The sequence below is a fragment of the Anaerocaecibacter muris genome, from assembly GCF_943192945.1.
GTDB lineage: Bacteria > Bacillota > Clostridia > Christensenellales > Pumilibacteraceae > Anaerocaecibacter > Anaerocaecibacter muris.
Genome location: NZ_CALPCE010000002.1, coordinates 185,394 through 201,783 on the forward strand (window position 1 = coordinate 185,394; position 16,390 = coordinate 201,783).

The 16,390-nt window shown below is 52.3% G+C and carries 9 protein-coding genes and 2 tRNA genes; 8 read left to right on the forward strand and 3 right to left on the reverse strand.

All coding sequences use genetic code 11. The features are described 5' to 3' along the window. Positions 1–23: 23 nt before the first annotated feature. Positions 24–2,483, forward strand: a complete 2,460-nt coding sequence (locus NFR57_RS02455; RefSeq protein ID WP_251182249.1) for a DNA gyrase/topoisomerase IV subunit A — start codon at positions 24–26, stop codon at positions 2,481–2,483. Positions 2,484–2,720: 237 nt separating this feature from the next. Beyond that, a complete protein-coding gene (locus NFR57_RS02460) occupies positions 2,721–3,233 on the forward strand; it encodes a lytic transglycosylase domain-containing protein (RefSeq protein WP_251182250.1) in 513 nt (170 codons plus the stop codon). Here NFR57_RS02460 and coaE read toward each other — a convergent pair. Both coaE and NFR57_RS02470 read right to left on the reverse strand, forming a co-directional pair. Then, positions 3,205–3,858: a dephospho-CoA kinase gene (coaE, locus tag NFR57_RS02465; protein ID WP_251182251.1), complete on the reverse strand. Its 654-nt coding sequence runs from the start codon at positions 3,856–3,858 to the stop codon at positions 3,205–3,207. The genes NFR57_RS02460 and coaE overlap by 29 nt on opposite strands. A 6-nt stretch (positions 3,859–3,864) precedes the next feature. Then, a complete protein-coding gene (locus tag NFR57_RS02470; protein WP_251182252.1) occupies positions 3,865–6,363 on the reverse strand; it encodes a DNA polymerase I in 2,499 nt (832 codons plus the stop codon). 133 nt (positions 6,364–6,496) lie between these two features. Between NFR57_RS02470 and NFR57_RS02475 the strand changes: the two genes are divergently transcribed. From NFR57_RS02475 to NFR57_RS02485, 3 genes are all read left to right on the forward strand, one after another. After that, positions 6,497–6,572, forward strand: a tRNA-Ala gene (locus tag NFR57_RS02475). Between the two features lie 222 nt (positions 6,573–6,794). Continuing rightward, positions 6,795–6,871: transfer RNA gene (locus NFR57_RS02480), tRNA-Ile, on the forward strand. Positions 6,872–7,376: 505 nt separating this feature from the next. Continuing rightward, positions 7,377–7,859 (forward strand): flavodoxin, encoded by a 483-nt coding sequence (locus NFR57_RS02485; RefSeq protein WP_251182253.1) that lies wholly within the window; start codon positions 7,377–7,379, stop codon positions 7,857–7,859. 74 nt (positions 7,860–7,933) lie between these two features. Here NFR57_RS02485 and NFR57_RS02490 read toward each other — a convergent pair whose 3' ends face one another. After that, positions 7,934–8,875, reverse strand: coding sequence for an L-lactate dehydrogenase (locus NFR57_RS02490; protein ID WP_251182254.1), 942 nt, complete (start codon positions 8,873–8,875; stop codon positions 7,934–7,936). Between the two features lie 210 nt (positions 8,876–9,085). On the opposite strand from NFR57_RS02490, the gene NFR57_RS02495 reads away from it, so the two are divergent. The 3 genes from NFR57_RS02495 (at position 9,086) to NFR57_RS02505 (ending at position 15,871) form a co-directional block, all read left to right on the forward strand. Then, a complete protein-coding gene (locus tag NFR57_RS02495) occupies positions 9,086–11,314 on the forward strand; it encodes an efflux RND transporter permease subunit (protein ID WP_251182255.1) in 2,229 nt (742 codons plus the stop codon). 320 nt (positions 11,315–11,634) lie between these two features. Continuing rightward, positions 11,635–15,642: a hypothetical protein gene (locus NFR57_RS02500; protein WP_251182256.1), complete on the forward strand. Its 4,008-nt coding sequence runs from the start codon at positions 11,635–11,637 to the stop codon at positions 15,640–15,642. A gap of 1 nt (position 15,643) precedes the next feature. Further along, positions 15,644–15,871, forward strand: coding sequence for a hypothetical protein (locus NFR57_RS02505; RefSeq protein WP_251182257.1), 228 nt, complete (start codon positions 15,644–15,646; stop codon positions 15,869–15,871). The last annotated feature ends 519 nt before the right edge of the window (positions 15,872–16,390 follow it).

Here is a 16,390-nt window from a genome sequence, read left to right on the forward strand (position 1 = left end):
ATCAAACTAATTCGAGGACTGTTATGGCGCAGGGAAACGAACAAGATAACAATCAGGCGGTAGGCAAGTTGATAGTGCAGACCATGGAGGACGTAATGCGCGACTCCATGATTCCTTATTCGGAATCGGTCATACTCGACAGAGCCTTGCCGCGCGTCGAGGACGGACTTAAACCCGTTCAGCGGCGCATACTGTACACAATGCATCAGCTCGGCATTACGCCCGATAAACCGTACCGCAAGAGCGCGCGTATCGTCGGCGACTGCTTGGGTAAACTCCACCCGCACGGCGACTCGTCCATTTATCAGGCAATGGTGCGCATGGCGCAACCGTTTAACATGGGCGCGCCGCTCGTTGACGGGCACGGCAACTTCGGGTCGGTGGACGGCGACGGCGCGGCGGCTATGCGTTATACCGAGGCGCGGCTCACTCCGCTCGCTTTGGAGCTGTTGCGCGACATCGACAAAAACACCGTTAAATGGTCGTGGAACTTCGACGATACTATCCTCGAACCGGACATACTCCCCGGGCGGTTTCCCAATCTTTTGGTGAACGGCGCGACGGGTATAGCCGTCGGGCTTGCAACCAATATCCCGCCGCACAACCTTATGGAGTCCATCGACGGCGTTATTGCGTATATCGACAATCCCAGAATTACGCTTAAAGAAATTATGAAGATTGTTAAGGGTCCCGACTTCCCGACGGGCGGCGTGATTATCCCGACGGAGCTTGCGCACGCTTACGAAACGGGCAAGGGCAAAGTCGCCATCCGCGCCAAACTCCATATCGAAAACGACAACGACAAAAAGATTATCGTTATAGACGAAATACCTTACGGCGTAAACAAATCGCAGCTTTTGGAAAGCATAATAAAAGTGCGCGAGGACAAGAAAGGCGTGCTGTCGGGCATTACCGACGTAGTGGACGAATCCGACCGCGTGGGCATGCGCGCCGTCATAAAAATCAAGCGCGACAGCGACCCCAAAGAGATTATCAACGCGCTGTTTAAGTATACCAACCTCGCCACAAACTTCTCGTTCAACATGGTCGCAATCGCCGACGGCAAACCCCAGCTCATGGGCTTGCTCGACATAATCGCGTACTATGTCAACTATCAACGCGAAGTCGTTCTGCGCCGAACGAAGTACGAACTGGACGCGGCAAGAAAGCGCGAGCATATTTTGGAAGGGCTTGTCATAGCCGTTCGCAATATAGACGAAGTTATAAAAATCATCAAGGCAAGCCCTAATACGACCGCCGCGAAAGAAGCGTTGCGCAAGCGGTTCGAGCTGTCGGAAGTACAGGCGCAAGCCGTTTTGGACATGCGCCTCGCGCGGCTTACGCACTTGGAAATATTTAAGCTCGAAAAGGAGCTTGCGGACGTCAGAAGCGAAATAGCGCGGCTTGAAGCGATTATCGCGTCCAAGAAACTGCAAATGGAGCTTGTAAAAACCGAGCTTTTGGGCATAAGAAAGCAGTACCGTGAAAACCGCAAATCGGCTATCGTTCAGTCCGTCGAACAGTACGTTATTCCGAGCGACGACGAAAAACCGACGTTCGAGTACGTCGTTGCCGCCAATGCGAATAAACAGCTCAAAAAGATGCTTGTCAAAAACTTTACAATGGCGACAAAGGACTTTACCGACACTTCCACGCTCAACGAAATTTGCAACTGTATTGTGCGCGCGAAGTCCACGGACAGGGTTTTCTGCTTTACCAACCTCGGCAACTGCTACAAGATAGACGTAGAGGCTATACCCGACGGCAAGTGGCGCGAAAAGGGCGCGGACCTCAAAAAGATTGTCGCGGACGCGGTGGACGGCGAATATCCCGTGTACATGCGCCTCGTCGAGGAAAAACTGCCCAAGGGCAATATCCTGTTCTATACCAAACTCGGCATGGTCAAAAAGTCGCCGTGGAGCGAATACGGCGTGGTCAAGTCGGCGTTTGCCGCGACCAAACTGCGCGACGGCGACTGCGTCATAGCCATGGAGGACGAGGCGGAAGGCGCGTCGCTTATGATAGTCACCAAGTACGGCATGTGTCTTAACGCCGATATGTCGGACGTGCCCGCGCAAAACCGTATCGCTACGGGCGTAAGGTGCATGTCGCTCGGCGAGGGCGACGAGTGCGTGCTCATTAAGCAGGTCAACGGCGACGGCGAAATCGCGCTGTGTACCGACCGCGGTTTTGCAAAACGCATACTCGTCAGTCAAATCGATGTAATGGGCAGATACCGCAAGGGCATTAAGATTATCGACTTTGCCAAGGGCAAGACCGATAACGGCAAGTGTATCGCCTATGCCGCGATAGTCACCGTTCCGTTCAAAGTCGTGCTCAACGTGGACGACGAATATCTGACCGCGTATTCGACCGAGAACTTTACGATAGAAAACCGCACGCACGGCGGCAAGCCGTTGCTTAAAGGCAGACACAGCGTCGCCGCGGGCTATGCTTATAACGATAAACTGATTAACGGATAAATAATAAACAAAAATAAAAAGATAATAGATAAGAGATAAAAATTGAGGAAGGCTTGCGCACAGCGCAAGCCTTGATTTTATTAGAAAAGGAATGCTTATACCCCCCATCATTCCGAGCCTGTCGAGGAATCAAGGCGAACCGCCGCAGAAAGAGTATGCAAAACTTAAACGTTTGACGGTGTTATTATAATTCCTAATTGAATTATATAATTCCCGTTCGGTACATAAACTATCGGTATGAAAGGTAAGGTTATGCGCGCAGTGACCGCGACGGCGGCGGTGCTGTCGGCAGGGATAGTCGTAGCTGCGGTTGCGCTGTGTATTGTTTTCCCTAATAAGTACGCGGACAAGCTGAACGCCGCGGCGGACGAATTCGGGCTGGACCGCGCGCTCGTTCGGTCGGTCGTGTGGGCTGAAAGCAAGTTCGACCCGTCCGCCAAATCGGACAAGGGCGCGTCCGGGCTTATGCAGTTGATGCCCGAAACGTTTGCGGCGTGCGCGACGGCGTTGAACATAGACGGCGCGGAGAATAAAATTTTCGACCCCGAAACGTCGCTGCGGTGCGGGTGCTATTATTTGTCGCTTATGCTCGATAAATTCGACGGCGACGTGAACGCCGCACTCATGGCGTACAATGCGGGCGAGCAGAATGCGCGCAAATTCCTCGCGGGCGAGGCGGTGTTTCCCGAAACGCGCAAGTATTTATCGGATATAAAACTGGCTAAACGCGTGTACGGGTTGTTTCGTTAGTCGCGGTTAATTGGTTAAACAGTTCGATTATTTCCGCTCTGAACTCGTGGGGCGGAACGTCGGACGGCACTATAAAATCGGATAGTGCGGCGCGTTCCGTGTCGGGGATTTGCGCGTCTATCATAGCTTGCGCGGCGGCTATCGTTATGCCGTCGCGTTGCGCTATGCGCTCGGCGCGTATGTTTCTCGGACAGTACACGCACACCGTTACGTCGCACAGCCGCGCGAGTGCGCTTTCAAACAACAGCGGCGCGGACAGCACGACGGGCGGCGTGCAAGCTGTTATTTGCGCGCGTATTTCCCGCGTTATCAGCGGGTGAGTGTATTCGTTAAGGCGCAGGCGTCGGCGCGCGTCTGCGGCAATTACGGCGCGTAACGCGGCGCGGTCGAGCGCTCCGTTGTTTTCGGCTTGCGGAAACATTTGTAAAATTGCGCGTTCGCCGTCGGTGCCGCGCGCGAACATTGCGCGCGAAATTTCGTCCGCGTCGATCACCGTAAAACCCGCCGCGCGCAGTGCGTCGGTGGCGACGGTCTTGCCGCTGCCTATGCCGCCCGTTATGCCTATAACGTTTATTTGCTTGCCGCGGATTTGTTTTAAATCGCGTTCGTTGCGTTTAAAGTTCATAGCGCGCTATTTGCACTCCATCCAATTTTTGCCGACCGCGACAACCACGTTGAGCGGCACGGACAGCGCAACTGCGCCTTCCATTTCCGATTTGAGTATGTCTATAACCTCGTCCACCTCGTCCGCCGCCGCGTCCACGATAAGCTCGTCGTGCACCTGTAATATCAGTTTGGACTTCATGTTTTTCAATCGGTTATCGACGCGCACCATGGCTATTTTTATTATGTCGGCGGCGGTACCCTGTAACGGCGTGTTCATGGCGACGCGCTCGCCGAACTTGCGCTCCGCGTACTTTGCGGAATTAAGTTCGGGGATTGTTCTGCGTCTGCCGTACAGTGTGACGGCGTAGCCGCGCGACTTGGCTTCCTCTACAAGCCCGTCGAGATAGTTCTTGACGTCGGGAAAACGCTCGAAATAGCGTTTGATATATTCGTCCGCTTTCTTTTGCGAAATGTTTATGTTGTGGCTCAATCCGAAGTTGCTTATTCCGTAAACGATGCCGAAGTTGACCGCTTTGGCTTCGCGCCGCATGACGTCCGTCACTTCGCTCTGCGGCACGTCAAAGACCTCCGCCGCCGTCGATACATGTATGTCCATGCCGTTCTTGAACGCGTCGGTCATTTTAGGGTCGCCCGAAAAATGCGCGACCAGCTTTAATTCTATTTGGCTGTAATCGGCGTCGACAAGCACGTTGCCTTTTTCGCGCGGGATAAACAGCGACCGCAACATGCGCCCTTCCTCGGCGCGCGTCGGGATATTTTGCAGGTTGGGATCGGTAGACGACAGCCGTCCCGTCGTCGTCGCCATTTGATTGAAGCTCGTGTGCACCGACCCGTCGCGCCGCGCGGCTTTTTTAAGTCCGTCGATAAACGACGATTTCAGTTTGGAATTAAATCTGTATTTGAGAATTTGATCGACTATTTCGTATTCGCCCGATAGTTTTTGCAAGACTTCGGCTTTGGTGGAGAACGACTTGGCGTGGCGTTCGGGATAGGGTATGCCCATTTCCTCGAACAGCAGGTGCGACAGTTGCTTGGGTGAGTTTAGGTTTATGTCCCTGCCGCAAAGCTCGCGTATGCGCTTTACGTTTTGTCGTTCCAGCTCGGAGAACTTTACGTCTATTTCGTCGAGCTTGTCGCGGTCGATTGCGAACCCGCGCCGCTCCATGCCGAACAGCACGTGCAACAGCGGCAATTCTATGTCGCGGTACAGCGCGGTCATGCCGCGGTCTTCGAGTTGTGCGACGCACTCGTCGCGCAATGCGAACAGCTCGGTTGCGGTCGTCGGCGACAGGCGGTATTCCAAAAGGTATGCCATGAGCGCGACGTCGTCGGCGTGTTCCGGTACGGCGGGCGCGGCGGCGTGCATGAGCGATTTGAGATCGAACGCTATCAGCTTGCGCGAGAAAACGGGCGCAATCGCCGTCGCACAGCCCTCGACGGAAAACGCGCTCAAAAGACTGTCCGTAATGGGTGCGAAGTAGTCGTCGTTCGGTCCGAACGCAAAGTGGAATCCGTCGCGCGCAAACAGCACTGCGACTTCGTCGTATTCGGCGGTCGCAACGAACGTTCGCAGTTCGTCGAGGTCGGAAAGCGTTATCGTGTTTGCGGGCTTGGCGACGACGGTCGGCGCGGAGTTCGTCTGCGCGTAAAGGTCGTCGCGTGCGAGCAGGGATTTAAATTCGAGGCGCGCAAAGACGTCGCGCAGCATGGCGGGAAAGGGGTAGACAAGTTTGCAGTCGTCGAGCGAAAATCTGTACAGCGGCACGTCGGTGTCGATTTTGGCGAGTTTGTACGACAAGTACGCGTTGTCCTTGTCCGCAACGAGCTTGTCGTGCCGACTGCCGGTAATTATGTCTATGTGCGAATAGATTTCGTCGAGCGAACCGTATGTGGAAATAAGCTCGACCGCGGTCTTGTCGCCTACGCCCGAAACCCCGGGGATATTGTCCGAGCTGTCGCCCGCAAGCGCTTTGAAATCGACGACGCGGTCGGCGGCGACCCCGAAAACATCGGATACCGTTTCGGGCGAAACGTCCAAAATTTCGGATATGCCTTTTTTGGTGAGCAGTGCGTGCGTGGACGAATTGACAAGCTGTAAGCTGTCGCGGTCGCCCGTCAGAATATACGTGAATACGCTCGATCGCCGCGCGAGCGTGCCTATTATGTCGTCCGCTTCGTAGCCTTCGAGTTCGTAAGTTTTGATGTGCATGGCGGCAAGCACTTTTTTGAGCGTGCCCATTTGCGCCGCAAGGTCGGTCGGCATGGGTTTTCGCGTCGCCTTGTAAAGCGGCGTCATTTTGTGCCGAAAAGTCGGCGCGTGCACGTCGAACGCCGCCGCGATGTATTTGGGTTTGTACTGATCGATTAGTTTGACTAACATGGTAGTAAAACCGTACACCGCGCCGATAGGCTCGCCGCGTGAGGTCGTCATGCCCGGCATGGCGTAAAACGCGCGGTTGACCAACGAATTGGCGTCTATAACTATAAAACTGTCTTTTTCCATAGGGATAGTATACTACAATCCCGCAAAAAGAGCAACACCGCGGCGTATAATTTTAAAAATATATGCGGGCAAACCCCGTTAAAACGGTTGACAATCCCGATAAATTTTGCTATTATTGATAACGGTTCCGCATGGGGATTTAGCTCAGTTGGTAGAGCATCTGCTTTGCAAGCAGAGGGTCAGCGGTTCGAGTCCGCTAATCTCCACCACAACTACCCAAACTCCGTGCGGTCGAAGTAGTTAAGCAACGCAAAGATAAGTGCCGACAGGAAAACACAACTAACAATTCAATAATAAAGGAATGTAGTTCAGCTGTCGAGCACCACCCTGATACGAAGCACGAGCGAAGCGAGTATAAGGTGGGGGTCGTGGTTCGACGCAGAGCGAAACGACGGTAAACAAACATCTTACAACAATTTAATAAGACATAAAGGAATGTAGCTCAGCAGGTTAGAGCACCACCCTGATAAGGTGGGGGTCGGTGGTTCGAGTCCACTCATTCCTACCAACGAAACGACCCAACGGGTCGTTTTTCGTTGGTAGGAATGAGTGCCTAAATGAAGAAAAGCGGCATGCTTGTTATTATCAGTTCGCCGTACAAATACATTGTAATTATTTATATTGACTTATGTAATAATTTCCGTTATAATAATTATATAAATTATTAAGGAGGTAAATTATATGTCTACATACACGTACTACCATTGCTATAAGTGCGGGTATCACGGTACGAATGCAAATGGGGGAAAATGCCCAAATTGCGGTAGCGAAGACTATCATGCAGATCAAGAACAGGAACAAGATTAAAATTCGTTTTAGATTGGATATGCTCTACCACGAAAAAGCCGCGTAAGCGGCTTTTTTCGTTCAAGTGGGTGGCATGACAGTGCGGCGCGGTAGGGGCGGCGAAGGGGCGCGATAATTTTGCGCGATTAAAATAGTTTTAATCGCTTGCGCGGCGGCGCGATACATGATACAATATTCGGGACTATATTTATTTTAAGGAGTTTGTTATGAATAAAATTTTGGTTGCTTATTTTTCGTGCGGCGGCGACACCGGCGCGGTTGCAAAACAACTCGCAAAGGCGGCGGGCGCGGACTTGTTCGCCATTAAGCCCGTCGTGCCGTACACCGAAGCCGACCTCGATTGGCACGATAAAAACAGCCGCACTTCCGTCGAAATGCGCACGCTCGCGCGTCCCGAAATTGCCGACCGCGTCGAGAATATGCAGGACTATAACGTCGTGTTTGTAGGCTTCCCGATTTGGTGGTACCTCGCGCCCACGATTATCAACGGTTTTCTTGCAAGCTATGATTTTTCGGGCAAGACCGTTATTCCGTTCGCAACGAGCGGCGGCAGTGATATGTACAAAGCCGAAGCGGTGTTAAAGCCGCTTTGCTCGCCGCAGACCAACTGGAAGGACGGCAAGCTGATTGACGGCAATGCCACCATAGACGATTTGCGCGATTGGGTTAAAGAACTCGATATTCTGTAATCGCATAATCTATTTATATGTTAGTATAACAAAAGCGGTTCGCACGGAACCGCTTTTGTTTTGTCGTTATTTTTTTACATGCCGATTTCTTTGATTGCGTGTTTGAGCGTGGCGGCGGAATCGATAAGCGCGTCGGCTTCCTCGGGCGAGAGGTGAATATCTATAATATCTTCCACGCCGTGCGCGCCTATAAGCGACGGAACGGAGATATACACGTCGTTAAGTCCGTAATGCCCGTTGACAAGAGTGCTTACGGGCATGATTGAGTGTTCGTCGCGCACTATGCTTTCGCAGATGCGGGTTGTGGCGGCGGCAATGCCGTAATATGTCGCGCCCTTGCGCGCGATAATTTCGTAAGCGGAATTTTTGACGTCGTCGGCGAGTTTTTTGCGGTTTTCGGCATGACTGACATAGCCGCAGTGCGCGCAGTATTTATCCAGTTCTATGCCGCTGACGTTTGCGCTCGACCACACGGCGAGTTCGCTGTCGCCGTGTTCGCCTATAACGAACGCGTGCACGCTTCGCGGATCGACATTGAGTCTGCGCCCGACCAAGAATTTGAGCCGTGCGGAGTCGAGCACCGTGCCGCTCCCGAACACCTTTTGCGCGGGCAGTCCCGAAAGTTTATACGTCACGTAGGACAGCACGTCCACGGGATTGCTGACGACGAGTATAAACGCGTCGGTGTTGTATTTGACTATTTGCGGCACTATCGACTTGAACACCTTGACGTTGTTGTGGATACAGTCCATGCGCGTTTCGCCCTGTTTTTGCCCAACGCCCGCGGTGATTATTATTATTCCGCAGTCGGAAATATCCTTGTAGTCGCCCGCGCGGATTTCGACGGGGCGGGTGAACGGCAGGCAGTGACTCAAATCCATTGCCTCGCCGACGGCGCGGTCGCGGTTGACGTCTATAAGCAACATGTCCGTAAACAGTCCGCTTTCCATTAGCGCGAACGCGGTCGTGCTTCCCACCATGCCGCAACCGATTACGGCGACTTTTCGTATATCCATAGTATTAACTCCCTGTGTAATGTCTGTCAATAGTATAAGGCATAGTGTAATGTCTGTCAATAGTATAAGGAATACGCAAAAAAAGTATACGTCATCTTTTAATCGCTTGCGTTTTTCGAGCGAAAAGAGTAATATACAGTTATGCGGAAAATTGCCGAATTCATAGTGAAAAGGCATTGGCTTTTCTTAATAATATTTGCGGCGGTGATTGTGTATTGCGTGTTCGGCATACCGAAAGTGAAAGTCGAATACGACATTTCCAACTACCTGCCGAGCGACACCGATACGGCGCAGGCGCTTAAAATAATGGACGCGGAGTTCGCCGAGTACGGCACGGCTACCGTTTTGGTAAAGAATATCGACCGCGACCGCGCGACAGCTATCGCCGCTCAAATACAAAACGTAAACGGCGTAATCAACTTTGCGTTCGACGCGAACAGCCCCGCAAATTACAAGGACGGCAACGCGCTGTTCGGCATGTACTTTTCGGGCGGGAGCGACGACGCGTCGTCCGTCGCGGCGTACAACGAAGTCGTGCGAATCTTAAACGACAGCGGTTGCGAATACGTCGTGCCTACGCCGCTCGTCAATAATTACGCGCAGACGCTTGCGAGCGAAATGATTGTTATAATAGCCATTGCCGCGGCGGTTATTCTGTGCGTACTGCTGTTCACGTCCAAGAGTTTTGCGGAGGTGTTGGCGTTTCCCGTGATATTCGTTGTCGCGGCAATACTCAACATGGGCACAAACTACTGGCTGGGAACGATTTCGTTTGTGTCCAACACTGTTTGTATTATCTTACAGCTCGCGCTGGCGATAGACTATGCGATTATACTTTGTCACAGGTTTACCGAGGAAAAGGACAGACTGCCCGACGACGCGCGTCGCGCCATGGCTAACGCCTTGACCAAAGCCATACCCGAAATATCGTCGAGTTCGCTGACCACGGTGTCGGGGCTGGTCGCGCTCATGTTTATGCAGTTGGGCTTGGGGTTCGACCTCGGCATGGTGCTTGCAAAAAGCATAATGTGCTCGCTGTTGACGGTGTTCCTGCTCATGCCGAGCATGCTGTTGCTGTTGTCCAAACCCATGGACAAAACTCGTCACCGCAATCTTGTGCCGCGCGTCGCTTTCCTCGGCGGCGGGGTAGTTAAAATACGTTACGCGCTTATCGCGGTTTTCTTTGCGCTGTTCGGCGTAGGCGCTTGGCTGTCGCAGACCGTTACGTACTGTTACAGTCAAAACTCCATAGACACGTCGCGCCCGACTTCGATAATGACGGCGCAGGCGGAAACCGAAAAACTGTTCGGCGCAAGCAATGCGTTTGTCGTGCTCGTGCCCAACACCACCGCCCCGAACGTTCAGCGCGAAATTATTGCCGCTGTGTCGGCGGAACGGCTTGTCACGTCGTCGCTCGGCTGGGCGGGCATAGCGTTGCCGTCGCGTGCGGAAGCGGGCAAGGCGTACTATCTGACCGACGAAATAAACTTTAAAGAGCTGGACGACGTTACGGGCATAGGCGAGGGCACGGCGGCGCTCGTATTCTCGCTGTACGCGTTCAGCCGCGGCGACAGCCCTGCCGATTTGACCGAATACAGAGTTGTCGCGTCGGATTTGTTCGATTACATATTCGGCAACGATTTTATAATGAACGCGGCGGGCGCGGAACTCGCACAGTACAAGCAAACGCTTGAATTCGGCAAAAGTCAACTGCGCGGCGCGCGGCACGACAGGCTTGTGTTTAATATAAATTCGCCTGTCGAGGGCGCGCAGACGTTCGAGCTTATAGAACGGCTTATTCCCGAAGTCAAACGCATTTGCCCGCAAGCGATTTTTGCGGGGGAGAGCATGAGCGCTTATGATCTTAACTCGTCGTTCTCTCACGATAATATTTTGATTTCGCTGTTGACCGTCGCGTTTATCTATCTTATACTCGCGTTTACGTTTAAGTCGTGGGGTATTCCGTTGGTGTTGGTGCTCGTTATTCAGGGCGCGATATTCATGAACTTTTCGTTGCCTGTGCTAATGGGCAACAACGTGTTCTTCTTTACCTATCTTATAGTAAGCGCGATACAGATGGGTGCGACGATTGATTACGCCATACTTTTGACAAACAGATACAGACAAGCCAAAGAGCGCATGCCGCGCGGCGAAGCTGTTAAGTACGCGATTTCCGCGGCGTTCCCGACGGTCATGACGTCGGGGTCGATTATGACCGTCGCGGCGTTCCTCGTCGGCTTCCTCACGTCCGACCCGCTTATTTCGTCCATGGGCATGACGCTTGCGACGGGCACGCTTATTTCCATAGTTTGCGTGCTTACGGCATTGCCCGCATTGCTGTACGCGCTCGATCCGCTACTCGAAAAAACGGTGTTAAAGCGCAAGCGTAAAGCCAAGGATATTGTCATGCCAAATCCGAGCTTGCCGCCGCAGGTTTAGATGCGGGCAGTGCGTGGATTATGTTAAATCCGGAACATTTACGGACGCGGTAAACTTTTGCCGCGTTTTTTTATGGCAGAAAATGCCGAACAATGTTCATGCTTGCGCTTTTTGGGGCATGTGTACATGAGTGTGTAAAAAAAAATTCATAAATTGTCGATAAATTTTTCAAATTGACTTGACAACAAGGGGGGGGGGGGGGTATAATGAAAGAGTAATGTTCATATCTTTGCATTGGGGTGATTGCCGACTTTGTTATACTTCGAGGGGTGCGACGGTATAGACAAACGTTTTTTGAGTGCATAATATGGAGGAAAATTATGGGACGGAAAATTCTGCTTGTACGCAAATTTACTTTGCTGTTTTTGTTATGCGCGCTTTTTGTCGTTGCGTTGTTGCCTATGGCGTTTTCGACGACTGCGCGCGCGGCGACAGAACACGGCGATTTTGACGTTAACCATTCAAACGCAATCGATCTAAACGCCGATGCGACTATTACCGAATTGACGGACGGAAAGTCGTATTATTTGAGCGCGGATCTTACGCGTGACTTGACGATTGCCGTCGGCGCGTCGGTTAAGCTGTGTTTGAACGGACACGTGTTAAGGGGCAGCGGCACTGCTGCCGTAATTGCGTTTGACGACAGTTGGGGTGCGGAGCTGTATCTTTACGACTGTCACCCGCAAACGGAAAACAACGTTACATATTCGGTAAACGGCGAAACAAAAACCGTGACGATTACGGGCGGCGCGATTATAGGCGGCTCTTATTCGTGGGGCGGCGGTATTCAGGTTGCCGGCAATACTCTGCATATGTACGGCGGAACGATTGCGGGAAATTCGGCTACGGGCGAGGGCGCAAACAGCTACGGCGGCGGAATAAATCTCGGCAACGGCTATATGTACATGTACGGCGGCGCGATTAAGGACAACTATTCCGCGGGATTCGGCGGCGGCGTGTCAGTCGGCGGCGGGGGCGGGTCGCGGTTTTATTTTTACGGCGGTACGATAGAGGGTAACTCCGCGGGCAGACAGGGCGGAGGTATCTACGTCGGCGATAACAGTTCCACGCTGGTAATAAGCGGCGCGGCGAATTCCGATGTTATTAAGGTTTCGGGGAATACCGTCGGCATTATTGCCAACAACGTTCAACAGAATCCGCAGGGCGCGATAAGCATAGGCGGAAAGATTGCTGATGGCAGTAATATAGGTATAACTCTCGATTCGAGCGTTACCGCGTTCGGCAACGGGTTCGCTACTCACAATGCAGGAGTAAATCCCAACGACATTTTCAGTCTTGACAACACCGTCGGGTATGTTTGCAAAGACAACGGCGCGGGCGGCTTGACGTTTGTCGTCGCGCCCGTCATCAATATTCCCGCCAAGCTGGAATGGCAGATTATTCAAGCGGGTAGCGGCGCGGCATATCTCGAAAGCGGTCCCGTTTACGAATACACCGCGGACGGTCAAGTCGAATATTCGACGACCCCGCAAGCGGGCGCGCGGGAGATATCGGCGCGAAATTCCGTGACTTATTACACGGGCGCGAATATAGAAATAGGTTTGGTTTTGTCCGACATTATTCCCAACGAATTTACCGCGTCGTATACCAAAGCGGGCGGCGGCGCGAGTAATGTTTATGCGTTTGCGGGCAAGCACGTTACTACTGTTACGCTTACGGCAAACGGCGAATATGAATTTACTTGCGGTTATGCTACTGATGCGGCGCGCGGCATTAAAGTTACCGTAGCCGCGGACAAAAAGTCGGTAGTAATCGAAAAGACGTGGTTTATTATAAGCAACAGGAGCGACGACACAAATGCGTTCCTTTCCGATCGTACAAGTCCTGCTTCGTCTTACGGCATTGTTCAGAGTTTTGCATTCGGCGTGGGCGAGTCGAGCTTTCCTATATTCGAGCCGCGACTGAAATACGGCGATGGGAGCGCGACGGTGCGGTATACCCTGTCGTCCGTAGATGAGAATAAAACGGAGATAGCGGGCGCGCTCAATTTTACAAACTCCGACTTCGATCAGTATATTAACAATTCCATGCCGGCGGGGATATACACGCTTGTTGTAAAGGTTGACGCTGTTACCGTGCCGGTAGGAACGAAACTTTGGTGGTCGTCGGACGACGTTGTTACGTCGGCGGAAATAGTAAGCCCCGAGTATCAGCGGACGTTTAGCTTTACCGTTACTCCCGCGAAAATAAATTTCGATCTTAAAAAGACGGATGAATTCGGCTATATACATTACGATTGGTGGTTGGCGGACGGCGCGGACAAAACGCAGATGTTTGCCGAGTTCGAGAAGTTGGTCGCAGATAATGCGCCGTCCTTCCTTACGGTCGAGCGCAAGGGACAATGGGCTAATTCCGTTTGGGATAAGTATTATTACAGCGACGAGCGCGACAATTACGAAATTTCGTACAACTTTGCGCGGCTGTACAACAACCGATACTATATGCCCGGTCAGCTCGTAAACAGCATAGGCGGCGGCACTAACGGAACTTATCGCGTGTATTTCCGAATTTCCGCGCCTGCGCATGCCGACTTCGGTACGGGCAACGACCGTTACGACTGTTATTTCACTGTTGACGTTTGGCAAAAGGTGGGCTTGCCGACCGATATTGTCAATCCTCAATTTACGGGAGGGCGGGTTACGCCCGTCGTGACGAGCGATACTCGGTACTCCGTCGAGTGGGACGCGGACGACGACTATATATCGGGCGGCGATCATTATTTTACGCTTAAACTGCTCGATTGCACGCACTATCGCTGGGCGGACGACGTCGTGACGAGCGGCGACAATGACGAGTGCGCGCGGGTTAAGTTTACAATCACCGCCGCTACCAACACGTGGTTGCGCACGCCTAATATTGTAGGCTGGGAATACGGGTTCTATTCCAACGAGCGCAATTATATCGTTGCGATTCCGACTCACGGCGGCGCGTGGAACGTTAAGCTGTCTATCGAAAAGGACGAGAACGGCGCGCGCACGCCCGTCGTCGGGCTGGAAAACTTTACCGTTGACCAAAACGGGTACGTGTCCGAGGAAATAGAAAAGATTATATCCAAGCTCGGCTACGGCACGTACTGGATTAACGCGGAAGTTGCCGGCACGTCCGACTATTCGGGGCTTGCCAAACAGAGCGCGTCGTTTACCGTTACGAAAACGGTCAACTACTGGACGAAGCCGCTGTCGATAGTCGCGTGGGCGGACGGCGAATATAATCCCAAGACCAACGTCATCAACGCCGAAGCGCACGTCGGCGAAACGCTTGTCGTCATTGTCGACGCAAAGACGGGCAAAGAGTATTACAACTCCGCTACGGGACTTAACAAACTTAAAGACGCGCCCGTAGGTTTGTATCGGTTGACCGCGACCGTCGAGGCGGGCGACAGCTATTCGGCTTTGAGCGATTCGGTGGAGTTTCGCGTTTTCGAGGCGGGCGGCATGGCGTGGTGGATAATTTTGCTCATCGTGCTGGGTGTGCTGTTGATTGTTTTTCTTGTGTTCTTTATACTGATTAAGAAGGGCGTGATCCAGTTGATGACCGAAAAGATGGTTGTCGCTATTCGCACCCGCGCGGACACCGACGCGACGATTGCGGCGGTACGTGCCGGCAAGGTTGCGGCGGAAGCCATGCGCGCGGCGGAGCTTGCCGCGGCGGCGTACACCGAGGAACCCGACCCCGCGTCCGACGAGGAGGAGGCTTTGCCCGAAGCGGACGACGAGCCGGAGGAGGAAAAGGTTTACGAGCCCGATGAGAACGACGTGGAAGTTCCGTCGTCGGGCGATTTCCAAAAGGTGTTCAGGGCGAACGCGACGGAACGTGTTTCTTACGGCAAGACCGTTTTGTCCAAACTGATAACCGCGCCCGACGTCGTCAAAAACAGATATTCGGAAATAAAGAACTATTTGTTGGCGTTCAAAAAGGCGCGCGCCAATATGAGCCGCGCCCGCGAGAGTTTTTATATAGGCAGGAAATGCTTTGCGCGTATAGCCATGCGCGGCAAAACTCTGTGTTTGTACTTGGCGCTCAACCCGACCGAGTATATAGAAAAATACAATGTCGAGGACGTTTTGTCCGTTAAGCTGTACGTCGATACGCCCTGCATGTTGCGTATACGCAGCGACAGAGCGGTGCGTCGAGCAAAGGCGCTTATCGACGAGCTGACCGCGAGCATTGGCGCGATTGCTATCGATCGCAAGCCCGAAAACTATGCGGAACTGTTTAAGAGTATAGAACAGCTCGAAAAGAAACGCTTGTTAAGCTATAACGGCAAAAAGCAAAAATCCACGTTTGATAATAGGAGAGGTGAATAGTATGTCGCTTAAAAGAGATTTGGCAAAAGAACTGCGCATGATAGAGGCGGAAATCCAAAGCCTCGAAATCAAGAGGTCGCGTTCGCAAGCCGCGCTTATTCAAGCGTTAGTCGATCATAAGGACCCCGATACAACCGACATAGGCTATTTCAGAACCTACACTGCGCAGATAGAAGTAAAGCGCGACAGGCTGAAAGAAGTCACGAAAAAACTCGAAGCGTTGGTGTAAAGCCGTACCCCTGCTATATCGGCTTTATCATCGGCCCGTGAAATCGGCGGAGCGTCGCATCGTTTCGCCGATTTTGCGTTAGTAAATAATATGTAAGGGCAGGTTGGAATCGGGATGCGGAGCGGCGTGCGGAAATATAGTATAGCGGCGGCGGGAAGATTATTCGATAAAGACGGGCGGGAGTAGCGCGTCCGTTTCGGCTTGATTTTTGCCTCGAAAAAAATTTTTAAAAATTTTTTAAAAAAGTTTTGAAAAACGCTTGACATATATATTTATGTGTGGTATTCTAACAAAGCTGTCGCGTGACGCTACAGCACACGGGTTTTCCAAGTATCGCATATACGCCATACCTCTGGACACAATGAGCAATAACGGTATCGGGGACAAGTTCCCAAAGTTGTTGTTTATCGTGTTTTTTTTGACCCTAACGGTCCCCGCGTCGCACATTGACAACTGCATATAACTTAAAGCGAGTATACAAATATCAAATAATATTGGTGATATGTATTACCAGTACGC

Excerpts from the sequence above, each read along its gene's own strand:
- NFR57_RS02455 (WP_251182249.1), top strand. The coding sequence starts at position 24 with ATGGCGCAGGGAAACGAACAAGATAACAATCAGGCGGTAGGCAAGTTG.
- NFR57_RS02460 (WP_251182250.1), top strand. The coding sequence starts at position 2,721 with ATGAAAGGTAAGGTTATGCGCGCAGTGACCGCGACGGCGGCGGTGCTG.
- coaE (WP_251182251.1), bottom strand. The coding sequence starts at position 3,858 with ATGAACTTTAAACGCAACGAACGCGATTTAAAACAAATCCGCGGCAAG.
- NFR57_RS02470 (WP_251182252.1), bottom strand. The coding sequence starts at position 6,363 with ATGGAAAAAGACAGTTTTATAGTTATAGACGCCAATTCGTTGGTCAAC.
- NFR57_RS02485 (WP_251182253.1), top strand. The coding sequence starts at position 7,377 with ATGAATAAAATTTTGGTTGCTTATTTTTCGTGCGGCGGCGACACCGGC.
- NFR57_RS02490 (WP_251182254.1), bottom strand. The coding sequence starts at position 8,875 with ATGGATATACGAAAAGTCGCCGTAATCGGTTGCGGCATGGTGGGAAGC.
- NFR57_RS02500 (WP_251182256.1), top strand. The coding sequence starts at position 11,635 with ATGGGACGGAAAATTCTGCTTGTACGCAAATTTACTTTGCTGTTTTTG.
- NFR57_RS02505 (WP_251182257.1), top strand. The coding sequence starts at position 15,644 with ATGTCGCTTAAAAGAGATTTGGCAAAAGAACTGCGCATGATAGAGGCG.